This window comes from Spirosoma aureum, assembly GCF_011604685.1.
Lineage (GTDB): Bacteria > Bacteroidota > Bacteroidia > Cytophagales > Spirosomataceae > Spirosoma > Spirosoma aureum.
This window is the reverse complement of the sequence record NZ_CP050063.1, coordinates 5,250,803-5,265,962: the sequence shown is the minus strand read 5'-3', so window position 1 is coordinate 5,265,962 and position 15,160 is coordinate 5,250,803. Positions and strand designations below refer to the sequence as shown.

The 15,160-nt window shown below is 45.9% G+C and carries 10 protein-coding genes; 9 read left to right on the top strand and 1 reads right to left on the bottom strand.

Going from position 1 to position 15,160, the window contains the following annotated elements; translation table 11 throughout:
* Positions 1-413 precede the first annotated feature (413 nt).
* The gene (locus G8759_RS21025) at positions 414-1,268 is read left to right on the top strand and encodes a DUF2911 domain-containing protein (RefSeq protein ID WP_167211957.1); all 855 of its coding nucleotides are present in this window, start codon (positions 414-416) and stop codon (positions 1,266-1,268) included.
* A 292-nt stretch (positions 1,269-1,560) separates the two neighbouring features.
* On the opposite strand, the gene G8759_RS21020 is transcribed toward G8759_RS21025, so the two are convergent.
* Positions 1,561-2,499 carry a M23 family metallopeptidase gene (locus G8759_RS21020; protein ID WP_167211954.1) on the bottom strand — a complete coding sequence of 313 codons (939 nt, stop codon included), beginning with the start codon at positions 2,497-2,499 and terminating at the stop codon, positions 1,561-1,563.
* Positions 2,500-3,022: 523 nt separating this feature from the next.
* Between G8759_RS21020 and G8759_RS21015 the strand changes: the two genes are divergently transcribed.
* The 8 genes from G8759_RS21015 to G8759_RS20980 all read left to right on the top strand — a co-directional run bounded on the left by G8759_RS21015 (position 3,023) and on the right by G8759_RS20980 (position 15,097).
* Positions 3,023-3,487 (top strand): hypothetical protein, encoded by a 465-nt coding sequence (locus G8759_RS21015; RefSeq protein WP_167211951.1) that lies wholly within the window; start codon positions 3,023-3,025, stop codon positions 3,485-3,487.
* A 438-nt stretch (positions 3,488-3,925) separates the two neighbouring features.
* Positions 3,926-4,681 carry a cupin domain-containing protein gene (locus G8759_RS21010; protein ID WP_167211948.1) on the top strand — a complete coding sequence of 252 codons (756 nt, stop codon included), beginning with the start codon at positions 3,926-3,928 and terminating at the stop codon, positions 4,679-4,681.
* A 427-nt stretch (positions 4,682-5,108) separates the two neighbouring features.
* On the top strand, positions 5,109-6,440 hold the full coding sequence (gene xylA / locus G8759_RS21005; RefSeq protein WP_167211944.1) for a xylose isomerase: 1,332 nt from the start codon (positions 5,109-5,111) through the stop codon (positions 6,438-6,440).
* A gap of 651 nt (positions 6,441-7,091) precedes the next feature.
* Positions 7,092-7,805, top strand: coding sequence for an RNA polymerase sigma-70 factor (locus tag G8759_RS21000; protein ID WP_167211941.1), 714 nt, complete (start codon positions 7,092-7,094; stop codon positions 7,803-7,805).
* 51 nt (positions 7,806-7,856) lie between these two features.
* The gene (locus tag G8759_RS20995) at positions 7,857-8,873 is read left to right on the top strand and encodes a FecR family protein (RefSeq protein WP_167211938.1); all 1,017 of its coding nucleotides are present in this window, start codon (positions 7,857-7,859) and stop codon (positions 8,871-8,873) included.
* A gap of 21 nt (positions 8,874-8,894) precedes the next feature.
* A complete protein-coding gene (locus G8759_RS20990; RefSeq protein ID WP_167211935.1) occupies positions 8,895-12,413 on the top strand; it encodes a SusC/RagA family TonB-linked outer membrane protein in 3,519 nt (1,172 codons plus the stop codon).
* A 20-nt stretch (positions 12,414-12,433) separates the two neighbouring features.
* Entirely contained in the window at positions 12,434-13,873 is a 1,440-nt protein-coding gene (locus G8759_RS20985; protein ID WP_167211932.1) for a RagB/SusD family nutrient uptake outer membrane protein, read from the top strand.
* Between the two features lie 60 nt (positions 13,874-13,933).
* Positions 13,934-15,097: a YncE family protein gene (locus tag G8759_RS20980; protein ID WP_167211929.1), complete on the top strand. Its 1,164-nt coding sequence runs from the start codon at positions 13,934-13,936 to the stop codon at positions 15,095-15,097.
* Positions 15,098-15,160: the final 63 nt, after the last annotated feature.

Here is a 15,160-nt window from a genome sequence, read left to right as displayed (position 1 = left end):
GGGACCTGTATTCCTATCTATTGTTTAAACCTGAGAACAAAAACAGGTTATAATAAAGACGATCAATTAGCATAAAGCATTGCACCAAACCAGATAATATTAATCGTGAATTAAGAATCAAACCCGGATAAAAAATAAAGACAGCTTCATCAAATACAGATTAACACAACTGTTGCCAATCCTCCCAGCTACCCTGATTAACTGTTAAATGAGCAGGATGCAGGCAGTCTTGAATAGTGCATTGCTGACGTATACAATGAGTTAAACAACACAAATGGCCATCCAGCATAACTCAGTAATAATCACGAAATAGCACAAAGTTCCGCTGTCCGACGGGAAGTCTGGCACAATAATCTGTACCTTTGGGCGTCAAAAAATAAACTCACAACCTATCATTTCATCATTCCTGCAGTATGAAGCACCTACATTTCCTGCCAGTTGCCTTTACCATTCTAATTACGCTTTCTTCACTCCCAATCGCTCAGGCTCAGCTTAAAGTGCCCGCTGCCAGTCCTTCACAAACCACTAAACAAAGCTTCGCCCTGGGTGATATTACACTCGAGTACTCAAGACCGGCCGTAAAAGGACGGAGCATCTTCGGCGATCTGGTTCCTTATGATAAAGTATGGCGGACGGGGGCCAACGCAACTTCAAAAATTACCTTTTCATCGGATGTGAAACTAGAAGGGAAAGAGGTGAAAGCGGGTACGTACGGGCTGTTTACAATTCCAGGCAAAACCAGCTGGGAAGTAATGCTTTCTAAAGACCTTGATCTGGGTGCTAATGTGGGAGATTATAAAAAAGAAAACGAAGTCGTACGGGTTCAAGTGAAACCTACTACATTGGCCAACAAAGTAGAAACTTTTACGATCAACATAGCTGATATCCTGCCAAGCTCGGCAGTGCTGGAAATTATGTGGGATAAAACCCGCGTTCCTGTAGCCATTACCGCCGATATTGATCAGACTATCGTGAAGAATATCGAGGCTTCGTTGGCATCTGATAAACCGGCTTATTTTGAGGCCGCCAGCTATTATTATGATACGAATCGGGATTTGAAACAGGCATTAGGCTGGGTAACCAAAGCAACGGAACAAAACCCGAAAGCATTCTGGGTGATGTTGCTGAAAGCCCGGATTGAACTGAAATTAAAAGAAAAATCCAGTGCAATTGCCAGTGCTGAGAAAACGGTTGCGCTGGCGACTGAAGCAAAAAATGCAGATTACGTAAAAATGGCAAATGACCTCATTGCTACTGCTAAAAAGTAAAAGCAAGTCAGTAACATTCACCCAAAACGGCTGGCTCTGGTAGAGTCAGCCGTTTTTTATAGGACTCGATAGTTCATCGAATACTTTTTCAATTCAAATACGCAATCAAGCTTGTGCCTGACCAGCAAGTGGCTCTGTCGATTCGGGTGCCGGTTAATCTACAGACATGAGTACTGTAGCGTCGTGAGGGTATTGTGAACAATATAACGTCCCACGGTTCAGGCTGTGGGGCGTTATGATTCAGGTTAATCAAGACAGTGCGTTTCCTGTGCATGAAGTGCAGTAAACAACCTCATTTTAGGTGGCTCCTCTGCCACTTCTTCACTTCCCGTTTACTCATTTCCTGTTCAATAATTGATTCAGGATGATCGGACAGGTATGGCTTTCGGGGTTCTAACCGGCCCGATTGCTTCTCGTCCCTGAGCCAGAATCGAACGGGTACGTAGGCCCAATAATGCTTCTCATCGGTTAGCTTACCGTTTTTGATTATAGCAGCTTCGTAATTATAATGCACCGTAAAACGCACGTGCGGCCCATAATCGTAGTTTTCGCCCCCAACGATACCCAATGGGGTTCCCGCTTCAACAAACTGACCCGGTACGACGAAAATACTTTTTGGCCGGAAAACGGTGTAGGTGGCAAAGCTACAGTCGGCATGATTGACCTCCACCATGTTGTCGTCGCGGTTAAATCCTAGATGAGCCCCCGTGGGCACGGCATCACTGCGCACAGCCGATACCCTTCCCCGACGGGCCGCAAACACCGTATCTCCGCTATTCATTTTAATGGCCAGTGAATACCAGTCTTTGGGTTCTGCCTGACCGGCGTAGAGCTTGCCCAGATAAGCTAATTCGGTAGTACTAACTCGTTTGCCAGGACTCACCGGTAGCAGATACACCAGGGCCGTATCTATTTTAGGTCGTTTACACCCTTTTATGGAACTGACGTTATACCGAAACGAAGTGGATTGATTGGGTTGAGGTTGAAGCTTGAAAAGCGACTGCTGCCCCGGCATGACATCTGTCTGATAGGGTAGTATTGCCGAACTCCGCAGCCCGTTCAATTCGGTGAAGGTAATGGTAATCGTGTAGGGGCAGTAGCTCGAATTTCGACAGGAAAAGGCATACGCGCCAAGGTTATCTTTTTCGTAAAATACCTCAATGGGCGATTGGGCACTGGCACTGACAAAAAGCAAAAAGGTTAAGCCAATGAGCGTGAATAGACGTATCATCACAAGATTGAAGTAAGGGGTTTTCAACGGAATAAAGCAGGCGAAAATAAGTTTTTTTTCGTAATGCGTTACATCTTTTCCTGTTATGTGTGTAATAACCAGGCAATTCTGTATGACTTTTATAGCGAACGCAGAAACGATATGAAAACGACCGTCATGAACCCACTTGCACTGGATGCTATCGGCAGCACTGTCCATGCTGATGCTGCGAATCTGAACGCCCTGAACTTACTGTCAAGATTCGGATTCGTAACCAGGTCGATGCCCTGTTCTCAAACAAGTCAACAAATACTCTTGATGAAGGCGAGGTGCTAAACGGTCTGACTTTGTTTTGAACCCGGTTGAGAGGATTTAAGTAGGGTAATAACAAAGGCCAACCAGCAACTGTTAAGCAGGTACTTAGACATCGTTAACTTACTTTATTGGCAAACATGGACGAAAATATTGGTCGATTAACGAGTCGGTGGGCTTGTCTAATGGCCGCCTTTTAGGAAATAAGCATAGCCTGAAACCATTGACACGTATGAAAAAACACGATTTCCATGAAGCACAGATTCCAAATCCAGCCCTTAACCAATTCAGTAAATTGGTCGGTGACTGGAAAATCTCAGGAACACACCCATCTCTTCCAGGTAAGCTGGTAAACGGACGATCTTCTTTTAACTGGATTGAAGGGGGCGCTTTTCTGATCTGGCATTCTAAGGTGAATGAAGAGTTGTTCCCGACTGGTATTGCCATCTTCGGCAGCGACGATGATACAGGTGAATTATTTATGCTCTACTTTGATGAGCGGAAAGTATCAAGAAAATATGATGTTTCCTTTCACGATAATGTGTTGACATGGTGGCGAAACGCCCCCAATTTCTCACAACGGTGTACCTGGACATTTACTGACGGCGATAATACGATTATCGGTAAAGGAGAATTGAACAGAAGCGGCACGAGTTGGGAGCCAGATTTAGAGCAACTATTTACTCGTATACAGTAAGCGGACAATAACGGCATCCTGGTTGTACAGATCCTAATCAAGTATTTACACGTTTTATCGACTCCACCAAAGTTGTGTCCCTTACTTTTTAAGGTAGTGTACTTTTATAGTGAGCGTTCACGAAAGTCAATCTTTTCGTGAACGTTTTTAAGCTTACAAAATAAACGCTCTAGGTTGCCAGTTAGCTGGAATGGTGGTGCACTTATCGAAGAGTTTACATAAACTTTTCATTTAAGTCGTAAATTTACGGGCTTGGCGATTTGGTGAACTACCTCAGTAAGTCTTTATGAAAGTCGACTGTTTGACAAGGATTAGACCAGTATGACTTTGTCTAAAGAGGCTGATGAAAAAATAGATTGGAGCGATTTGCAACATCTTATAAACACAACAAGGTTTCCCCTAGAAACCACGTAGCTCAATTCCAGTAAAACGTTTATAATGAACACCTTCCTGCTTGTCTGTATCGTTATTTCAGCCTCCTTTCCAGCTTTTTCTCAAGCCATTACATCAAACGTTTACGCCTATAACCAGTCACCAATTATTAAACATACAGGCTACGACGAGCGAACCCTGTTGGAAGGAACCACCCGGGATTTTTCCCACTTAATTGTTCAAGACATAACCTTAAAGGCTAATCAGCCCAACCAGCCTACTCAACAGCTTGATGAAGAGGCTGTGCTGATCATCAAAACGGGGGAATTAACACTGACGCTTGGGGGCAAACGCAAAATTCTGGGACCCGGTTGCGTTGCGGTAATCATGCCAGGAGACGATTATCGGGTAGAAAATAAAGCGAGCCAATCGCTAACTTATTACCTGATGCGCTACACCTCCAATGAAATGCCGGATCTGGATTTGTATCGGCTGGTTGGCGACTCGTTCTGGATCGACTGGCAGGAGATGAGTGCTAAAGCTGAGGGAGAGAACCGACAAACTAAAGCTTATTCGACTATAATGAGCAATCGCATGGTCGCGCAGATCGTGAAACTCGGAGCTGGTTTGGGTAAGCAACCGGCTCATTCTCACCGGGCGGCAGAAATTCTTGTCATCCTGGATCACCCGGTTCAGGTGCAACTTAATGGAGAGCTGAAAGGGGCGCAGACAGGGGATTTTATTTTTGTTGAATCCGAAACAGCTCACAGCATTTATACTATAAAGTCAGAAGACTGTACCTACTTATCACTCCAATTTTAGTACTAATTTATAGTAAGTTATAAAGACGAAGTACAGCGCAATCTCAGGATAGAAAATCTCCCATATTGCCCAGCCTTCTATTGTTATATGTGTCAATTATAGCTAAAGTAATCTAGCTGCAATCTGACAAGTCGATCAAAAGTCAAGTTCTTTTTGTTAATGGATGCCTTCCTTTCCAGGTCGCAAGAGTTAAGAACAACGTTTGATTCACCAGAACCTACCAATAGACGAGAAACATGGTTTTCTGATGATAAAAATAAAGGTGTCAATTTGACAATTAAAAAATAAGTGTCAAATTTACACCTTTAAATAGAAGAACGCTTGTTCAGCTAGCCATAAACGGATCTGGTCGAGTTGTCGGCTCATCGAAGCTGGGGTTCTCAAACAAATCTAACAGAGTGAATTAACGCCTAATCAATTAATCATCATGTCAAACATTACACTGGGCGACCAGGAATACTTCAAGGGGATTGGCTCCATTGCCTACGAAGGCCCTAAATCGAAAAATCCGTTAGCGTTCAAATGGTACAATCCTGAACTAGTGATCGGGGGTAAAACCTTACGTGAGCAGTTGCGCTTTGCCATCAGCTATTGGCACACATTTACCGGAACAGGGGGCGATCCATTTGGCCCTGGCACACGCGTTTTCGCCTGGGATCAGGATCAGGATGCCAACGTACGGGCGAAAATGAAGATGGATGCCGCCTTTGAGTTTATTACAAAAATTGGAGCACCTTATTACTGTTTTCATGACATTGATCTGGTCGATGAGGGTTCATCGGCAAGCGAGTACGAAAAACGCCTGCAAACCATTGTCGACTATGCGAAGCAAAAGCAGGCAGAAAGTGGAGTTAAGTTGCTGTGGGGAACCGCAAATGTCTTCTCAAATCCACGCTACATGAACGGCGCGTCGACTAATCCGGATTTTGCCGTTCTAGCCTATGCCGGAACGCAGGTAAAGAATGCTATTGACGCAACGATTGCGTTGGGTGGAGAAAATTACGTGTTCTGGGGTGGGCGGGAAGGCTACATGTCACTGCTAAATACGAACGTCAAAAGGGAGGTAGAGCACCTGGCTCAATTCTTGACGATAGCGCGCGATTATGCTCGTAAACAAGGCTTTACTGGTACGTTTTTCATTGAGCCAAAGCCGATGGAACCGACTAAGCATCAGTATGATTACGATGCCGCAACGGTAATTGGCTTCTTGCGTCAATACGGGCTTGACAAGGATTTTCAGTTGAACATCGAAGTAAACCATGCTACACTGGCTGGGCATACTTTCGACCACGAATTGCAGATTGCGGCTGATGCCGGAATGCTGGGGAGCATTGACGCGAATCGGGGCGATTACCAGAATGGCTGGGATACAGACCAGTTTCCAATCAATATTTATGAACTGGTTGAAGCGGCTCTGGTCATTCATCAGGCGGGCGGTATTAAACCAGGTGGTATAAACTTCGATGCCAAAGTGCGCCGAAACTCTACGGATCTGGATGATCTATTCATTGCCCACATCAGTGGCATGGATGCTTTTGCCCGTTCATTTATTGTGGCTGATGCAATTTTACGTGAATCGGATTACCTCAAATTTAGAAAAGAACGGTATGCCTCTTTTGATCAGGGGCAGGGTAAAGCGTTTGAAGCCGGGCAATTGACGCTTGACGATTTGCGTAGTTATACACTGGAAAATGGCGAACCTCAATTGCGCAGTGGCAAGCAGGAATGGCTCGAAAGTATTATCAATCAATATATCTAATCTGAATTTTGGGTCATACGCACACTGTTTTCGAGATTGTTTTTTATTCCACAAACTATCGTCCTCGGTGGAAAATATGAAATCAGGTGATTGATAGCCAATGTAGCTTGTTATATGACAAAGCAATCGGTTAAGTGGTGTAATATTTTTCTGTATTGACCTGTTACTTTTTGTATTTGGATGGAATGATCTGTTATAACCCGAAGGTTATCCAGATTTGTTCTAGTTGGCGTAATAGATAATGGTCCACTTCCGGGCATCAGACGGCTAAAGCTTTTCGCTTACTTCCACACCTTTCAACTCCCACCCGGTCCAATTTACATTGGACCGGGCTTTTTTTTGCTGAATAGCTATTTAATGTACCATCAACTTTTTGGCCAGGTAATAGGCTAATCCAACTACAACTGCCGGGGAGTTCACGAGAGTTTAGGTGATAATCGGTGCGTTGACACTCTCAAATCGTGCCGATTTAGTAAGTGACCGTTAGCATAAATAAGGTTGAAATAGAAGGTCTCCATTTTTTAATTCAATTTTTCAAAAAAATAATCAAATAAGACTAAGTGTTTTTGGGTGGCCTATCAGTCTTATTAGCATATAGGCTTTCTTAGAAAATAGACAACTCCGTGTTATTGACTAAGAGAGGGTACAGAAATGAACGATCGGCTTCATTCACCAACAGAGATGGGACAAATCTGGCAACTAACTCAGCATCAATCAGCAGAACAACCATCCGGTTTGGCACGAGAACAGACAGGCCAGGACCCTGAGCAGCAGGCACGATGGGACAACGAATTGTTTCTTCGGAAAACCTTTGAGCAGAACCCTGACGCGGGCATTAGCCTCCTGTTCCGCCAGTATTATGCCCTCTTGTGCAGCCATGCTATTCGGTATGTCTCCTCCAAAGCCATCGCTGAGGATATCGTTTCGGATATCTTCTACGAGTTTCATGCCAATCTGCGCTATCAGTCCATTACCATTTCCTACCGGGCCTACCTGTTTACGGCCGTACGAAACCGGGCCTTCGATCACGTTCGGGCCGAGATGCGCCACACCACCTCGCTGGATAAAGCCGACTCGATTGCCGCCCACATCACCCAAAGCCCCGACTCGATTACCCAGTATGAAGAGTTGTACCACGATGTGGAGAACGCCATCAATGCCATGCCGCTCAAACGGCGTCAGATATATGTGATGCACCGTTTTGAAGGGAAGAGATACCAGGAGATTGCCGATGAGCTGCATCTGTCGCTCCGCACCATCGAAGCCCATATTTATCAGGCCATGCGCCAGATTCAGAACACTCTGAAAGACAAATGGCTGATGATCTTATTTGTAGTAAGCCAGTTCTATTTTTTAGCCACATGACTAAGTGTTTTTTCTAATAAAAACCGTCATGATGCTATTAACTATCTCCACATGAAAAACCAGGTATCGAAAGAAGCACTCTTCAACTACTTTGCTGGCCGGGCAACGGCTTTGCAAAAACAGGCCATTGACGAGTGGGCTAAAGAGGAAAGCAATCGAGAGCTCTTTTTCGAGTGCCTGGCTAGTTGGGAAAGCCAGAATCCGCAATTTATGGCAGATGCCAATGCCGCCTTCAAACGGCATCAGCAACGAATGGCTGTCCAGCAAAATATACATGTACAGTCTCAGGAAAGCTCCTGGCTGGAACCCAGATTTAGTTGGTTAAGTAGTAGCCGGTTTCGCTGGATGATAGCCGCTTCCGTTAGCGCAACCATCCTCCTGCTGGGCGGGCTCTTCTTCAGAGATACCCTCCTGTTTGCCACCCACAGAACCGCTTTCGGGGAAACCCGTAGCCTCACCCTCGACGATGGCAGCCACGTCACGCTCAATGCCAACTCCTCCTTACGCGTACCCCGATTTGGCTTTGGCCGTAAAACCCGCCATGTAGCCTTAGTGGGCGAGGCTGATTTCGACATCAAACACCTGGTTGACAATCAACCCTTTGTGGTACAGACCAATAAAAATTTCGAAGTACTGGTGCTGGGCACTCAGTTTCTGGTCAACACCCGCGAGCAAGGCACCAAAGTGGTACTCAACAAAGGCAAAGTCCGGCTGAAGTATCAGGAAGGCACCACCAGCAAGCAATTGACCATGAAGCCCGGCAATCTGGTCACCTTCGATCAGAAAGGCCATATCAGCCTCCGGCAAACCCCTAAACCGCAGGACTATACCTCCTGGAAGGAGCATCGGTTTGTCTTTGATGGCACTACGTTGGCCGAGATCAGCGGTTTGTTTGCCAGCAACTATGGCATCCAGGTTCAGATCCCGGATAAAGCGTTGACGCAGTGGACGATTTCGGGGGCCTTCACGGCCTACAGTGCCGCCGAGCTGATGGAGACCCTGGCGAGTGCGTCCAATCTGAGTTATCGACAGCAAGGAGATACGATTATCATAACCCAAGCTCATTAACCCCAAAACCTACTACAAACTATGAAGAAAATTGTACGCGTGCTACTCCTGGCAGGAGTGGCGCTGGGAGGAGTACGCCCTGGATTTTCGCAAACGCTGGCCAGAGCACAACCACCCCAGCAGAAGGAGGCTGTAATAAAAACTTCCTCGAAGAAACTGAAAGATGTTCTGAAAAAACTACAGGATCATTATGCCATCGATATCCTGTTTCTGGATCGGAACGTAGAGGGGCTGACCGTGGATGCAGATGCTGTTAATTTCAATGCGAACATTGAGAAAAACCTGAGCACTATTTTAAAACCGCTGGGATTACGCTACAAAAAAGTAAAAAACGGGGGCTATGTCGTTGTGGCAAGGGAGCCACTGGGAAAGCCGGAAGTTAACAGTGTACCCGTCCAGGCTATATCCCCTGAAGCGCTGAACAAGCCTGAAAATGAGCCGGATAACCGACAGTCGTCGTCTGATAGTGGCTCTGAAGCACCTGTTGACAAGGAAAAAACGGCTGATATAACCGTTCAGGGAACCGTTAAAGATGATAAGGGCGAAGGGTTGCCAGGGGTGAGTATTGTGTTGAAGGGCGCGCAAAAAGGAACGACCTCCGATGCTGACGGACACTATAAACTGGATGTGCCGAATGCATCAGCCATCCTGATCTTTAGTTTTGTTGGCTACCTGGCCCAGGAAGTCACCGTTGGCAATCGGACTTCGCTGGATATTGTGCTGAAAACAGACAATAAGACGCTTGATGAGATCGTCGTGATCGGGTATGGTTCGATCGAAAAGAAAGATCTAACCGGCTCAATTGCTTCTGTAGGCAGTAAATCCATTCAGGAACTGGCCGTACCGCGGGTTGATCAGGCGCTTATGGGTAAAATTGCCGGGGTTCAGGTTAAGCCCGTTTCGGGTGAACCCGGTGCGGCACCGCAAATCAGAATTCGGGGTGTTGGTAGCATTTCGGCAGGGGGAGGGCCTTTATACGTTGTCGATGGGTTTCCGATTTCAAGTATACAAACCTTAAATCCAAACGATGTTGAAACCATAGATGTCCTGAAAGATGCCTCTGCCACCGCCATTTACGGCTCTCGCGGCTCAAATGGTGTCGTGATCATTAATACCAAGCGGGGAAAATCGGGCAAAGCCGTTATCAATTTCAACTATCAGTTTGGCCTCCAGAAAATAGCGAAAATGCCGGTTTATCAGACAGGTCTTGAAGAAGCTCAACACTACCTGGATGGAGTCCGCAATCGGAATATTGACGAGGGGAATGATGTATCGGGAAATCCAACGACCTGGAAAGCCCCCGTTCCGCAGACAATTGTCGATGTGCTGTCGGGTAAAATAACGACCAACGAAGATCCGCTGGATGCCATATTGCGTACAGCGCCCCAACATCAATATCAATTAAGCGCAACCGGTGGCAGTGATAACATACGCTATGCATTGAGTGGTGAGTACCTGAATCAGGACGGGATCATTCTGAACAGCAATTTCAAACGCTATTCGTTCCGGGCCAATATTGATGCCAGACTAACCCCGAAACTTTCATTAAAAGTAAACTTTAACCCATCCTATACCGATAAAACAAATGTTGGTGGAGCGGGTGCCGAGGACCTGACAACGTACAGCGATATTACAAACAACCCTTTATACAATGCCATCGTAATCCCAACTTATCAATCGTTATTTAACCCGGATGGGAGCTATTATCCTTTTGGTAACGGATTGGATGCCGTGGTGACCAGTAAAAATCCGCTGGCTCTGGCCAAAGAAGTGAAGGGAAGACAGAAAGGATTTGGTTTTTTGGGAAATACCTTCCTCGAATATGCCATTATGCCCAATTTAAAGGTGAATGTTATGTTGGGCATAAACCTGATGAACATAAAAGGCAGCTACTTTAAACCCCAATTACCTGCTTTTTTGAATGAATTGGCGTCGGGTACCGATAACGCATCCATGCGTTTAAACTGGATTACAGAAACGACCGTAAATTATTCGAAAAGTGTAGGCAAGCATAACTTCACCGGCCTGGTTGGGTATACAACCCAGCGGGAAACGTTCGAATCCAATACGTTGACTAGTAATCGATACCCGAATAACCTGGTTCCGACCTTAAGTGCTGTTAGTGGTCTCCTGACGGGTGGATCATCCAACATAGCCGAGTGGTCGCTGGTTTCTTACCTGGGTCGTATCAACTACAACTACAACAGTAAGTACTATGCAACGGCTTCGATTCGGACCGATGGTTCATCCCGATTCGGGTCGGATAATAAATTCGGTTTATTCCCTTCGCTAGCCCTGGCCTGGCGTGTTTCAGACGAAAATTTCATGAAGGAATTTCGTTTCCTGAATGAACTGAAATTAAGAGCCAGCTATGGTAAAACGGGAAATAATAATATCGGCAACTATGATCAGTTAGCGACGATAAACTACGAAAAGTACGTACTGGGCAATACAGGCGTGGGTGGTTTTTCGGCCGGTCGGCTGGGTAATCCGGCATTGACCTGGGAGAAACAGGAACAAATCAATGCGGGTATCGATGTTAGCTTTTTAAACAACCGACTTGCCTTAACGATCGATCACTTCCGCTCCAGAAACACTGATCTGCTCTTAAACGTCAATGTGCCGGATATTACGGGTTTCAACACGGCATTAAAAAACATCGGTGAAGTCAAAAATACCGGCTGGGAGTTTGCCGTAAACACCGTAAACGTAGAGGGAAAATTCCGGTGGCAGACGAGCCTGAACTTCTCCATGTATCGCAACCAGGTTACGAAGTTAGGTCCTTCCGGTGATCCCATTATTTCGGGCGGAAATATTACCATGATCGGCCAACCCGTAGGTATGTTTTATGGGTGGCTGACCGATGGCATATTCAAGACGAAAGCTGACCTGGATAAGGGTCCTCTCTGGAATCCCGGTGGTCGTGATGCATCGCGGGTGGGTGACGTTCGGTTTGTGGATGTAAGTGGTCCCAATGGAAAGCCCGATGGCGTTATCAATAGCTTCGACAGAACGGTGATGGGCTCTCCTTATCCGGATTTCTACTACGGCATGACCAATAATTTCTCGTATAAAAACTTTACGTTAAGTGTCAGCCTACAGGGAGTTCAGGGAAATAGCGTGCTTGCCTTATCCAGAGAACAGTCGGCCAACGACAGAGCCCGATTCCGGCAATATGCCATCATGAACAATTACTGGAAATCGGAATCCGATCCGGGTAATGGTTATTCAGTCCGGCCGAACGATGTGCCTACGGGTAATTTCCGGGGAACGTATAGCCAGCGCTGGCTTGATGATGGGTCTTATCTGCGAATCAACAATATCGCATTTGGCTATGCTTTACCTGAAAACGTAGCTAAAAAGCTTACATTCAGCGCAATACGGTTGACAGTGACGGCCAATAACCCATTTCTTTTCACGAAATACATTGGCTTCAATCCGGATGTTAGCATGAATTCGAGCCCGCTTACTCCAGGTAATGAGCGGTATGATTACCCAACGGCGAAGAGTCTCATTTTTGGCATCAATCTGGGTTTTTAATCAGTTAAAAATTACGTAGAATGAAAAAGATCCTACCCTTAATCGCTGTCTTCTCGCTGCTGTTAACGTCGTGTTCCAAACAGTTTATCGAAATACTTCCCGTCGATACAGTAACGGTTGACGTTCTGTATAAAACCGATAAAGACTACCAGGATGCGGTCATTGGCGTCTATGGTATTTTCCAGGATCAGTATGCGAACATGTATTACTTTGGCGATATACGCGGAGACGATGTTTGGGATGAACTGGTAAAAGGCACAGCCGGGGCTGTTGACAATTTTACGCTGGCTAATGACGATGCACTTCTCATTAATACCTGGCGGAATTATTATAAAGCAATCACCCGCGCCAATGCTCTGCTGGAACGGATCAGTACGGCCGATGCCAGCATTACCAACAAAAACCGGCATACTGGTGAGGCTGAATTTCTAAGGGCACTGGCTTATTTTGACCTGGTCAGAATATTTGGTGATGTACCCTTTGTGACGAAATCCATCAGCATCGACGAATCCTACAAAACGCCCCGCGAAAAAGTGGATAAAATTTATGATGAGATCATCATCAAAGATCTGCTCGATGCGGAAGCCAAACTACCTGCCAGTTATACAGGACCCGATGTTGGCCGGGCCACAAAAGGAGCTGCAAAAGCGTTGCTCGGGAAAGTATACCTGACTCGTAAAGATTTTGCGAAGGCCGAAACGAAACTCCAGGAAGTAACCACAATGGGCTATGCCTTGCTCCCCAACTGGGCCGATTTATGGGATTATAGCAAAAACGAGCACCACAGCGAATACATATTCGATATTGAGTATGAGCAGGGATTAGGCGGAGAAGGAAGCATTTACACGAACCGCTTTACGCCTAAGGTGACGTCGATGATTGCGTTTTATGGGATTGCCGGTTCTGTCGATGATCAGAATACACCCCATCAGGTGCTGTTCGATTTGTTTGAAGCCAAGGATAAACGAAAAGACATAACGGCTTCAAGAGGCTATACCGACGGAACGGGTAAGTTTATTCCGATTCTTATTTCCTCCAACAACATGTCGGCCTATACCCGCAAATACATTGCACGCATAACCACTGCCAACGACAGCCCAGCCGACTGGAAAGTTATTCGTTATGCCGATGTCTTATTGATGTATGCCGAAGCCTTGAATGAAAACGGAAAAACCTCATCGGCTTTGCCTTTGCTGAATCAGATACGCACTCGTGCCGGTGTTGATCCATACGCTACGTTAACGCAGGCGCAAATGCGGGATAAAATCGCCCTGGAGCGCCGTATGGAGCTGGCCTTTGAAGGGCACCGGTGGTTTGATTTGGTAAGAACCGGCCAGGCCTACACGGTGATGCAGAAATATGGTATGAAGCCTCACAATACATTGTGGCCCATTCCATTTGCTCAAATTCAATTGGTCAATAACCGCGCAATTTTCCCGCAGAATCCAGGGTATGATTGAGCCCGTGCCTACTTTCAGTATACATGCCAGAACCATTTTTAACCTCAAAAAGTAAAACTCATGAAGTCGAAAAAAAATATGCTTCTTGTCCTGATGAGCGGGGTATTTCTGCTATCAGCAACCGCCTGGATATCCACTTCAAAAAATAACCTTGCTGTACATGCTCCTAAACCCGCTCCTAAAGTACAGCGCTATCTGTATGTGGTTACGCCGGGTATTCGGAACTACCTCGGCTATGGTGGTCATGGTATTCAGGTCTTCGATATCGACAATAACCATAAGTTTGTAAAATTCATTAAAACGGGAGGACTTAACAAAAAGGGGAAACCATCCAATGTAAAAGGTGTCGATGTGAGCCTGTCGACCAATTGCATTTATATCAGCACCCTGGAAGCAATCCAATGTGTCGACATCACGACCGAAAAAGTGTTGTGGGAGAAAGAATATGAAGGTGGTGTAGATCGGATATCAATTTCACCCGATGGCAAGATTATCTATGCGCCTTCTTTAGAAAAAGAGTTCTGGAACGTACTGGATGCCAAAACGGGCGATATTATCAAAAAGATCGTGACCAATTCGGGAGCCCATAATACCATTTATGGACCCGATGGAAATTACGTTTATCTGGCGGGTCTAAAATCGACAATGCTGAACGTGGCCGACACTAAAACCCATACGGTGACAAAACAGGTTGGCCCGTTTGCCGCTGACATTCGCCCGTTCACGATAAACGGATCACAAACGCTCGTGTACGTGAATGTGAATGGTCTGCTTGGCTTCGAAATCGGCGATCTCGTTACCGGAAAGTTTCTGCATCGTGTCGTTGTTGAAGGATTCAATATTGGCGAGGTTAAGCGTCATAGCTGCCCAAGCCACGGCATCGGCATGACCCCCGATGAAAAAGAAATCTGGCTATGTGATGGTGCCAACAACCGGGTGCATGTATTTGACAATACGGTCATGCCGCCCGTTCAGAAAACATCGATTCTGGTCAGAGATATGCCCGGCTGGATCACCTTCAGCGTGGATGGCAAATATGCCTATCCATCAACCGGCGATGTCATCGACGTGAAGACCCGCAAAATTGTTACCACGCTGGAAGATCAGGACTACAACGATGTTCAGAGCGAAAAAATGGTAGAGATCCATTTTAATGGGGGCAAGGCAGTGGCGGCCGGTGATCAATTTGGCCTTGGTCAGGTGAAAAAAGTGGCCAAAAATTAAGCACTGACCGGTAATCTTAATTGAGCTTTCCCTGTATCATACCAGAATTCCAGTTGTGATGCA

Excerpts from the sequence above, each read along its gene's own strand:
- G8759_RS21025 (WP_167211957.1), top strand. The coding sequence starts at position 414 with ATGAAGCACCTACATTTCCTGCCAGTTGCCTTTACCATTCTAATTACG.
- G8759_RS21020 (WP_167211954.1), bottom strand. The coding sequence starts at position 2,499 with ATGATACGTCTATTCACGCTCATTGGCTTAACCTTTTTGCTTTTTGTC.
- G8759_RS21015 (WP_167211951.1), top strand. The coding sequence starts at position 3,023 with ATGAAAAAACACGATTTCCATGAAGCACAGATTCCAAATCCAGCCCTT.
- G8759_RS21010 (WP_167211948.1), top strand. The coding sequence starts at position 3,926 with ATGAACACCTTCCTGCTTGTCTGTATCGTTATTTCAGCCTCCTTTCCA.
- xylA (WP_167211944.1), top strand. The coding sequence starts at position 5,109 with ATGTCAAACATTACACTGGGCGACCAGGAATACTTCAAGGGGATTGGC.
- G8759_RS21000 (WP_167211941.1), top strand. The coding sequence starts at position 7,092 with ATGAACGATCGGCTTCATTCACCAACAGAGATGGGACAAATCTGGCAA.
- G8759_RS20995 (WP_167211938.1), top strand. The coding sequence starts at position 7,857 with ATGAAAAACCAGGTATCGAAAGAAGCACTCTTCAACTACTTTGCTGGC.
- G8759_RS20990 (WP_167211935.1), top strand. The coding sequence starts at position 8,895 with ATGAAGAAAATTGTACGCGTGCTACTCCTGGCAGGAGTGGCGCTGGGA.
- G8759_RS20985 (WP_167211932.1), top strand. The coding sequence starts at position 12,434 with ATGAAAAAGATCCTACCCTTAATCGCTGTCTTCTCGCTGCTGTTAACG.
- G8759_RS20980 (WP_167211929.1), top strand. The coding sequence starts at position 13,934 with ATGAAGTCGAAAAAAAATATGCTTCTTGTCCTGATGAGCGGGGTATTT.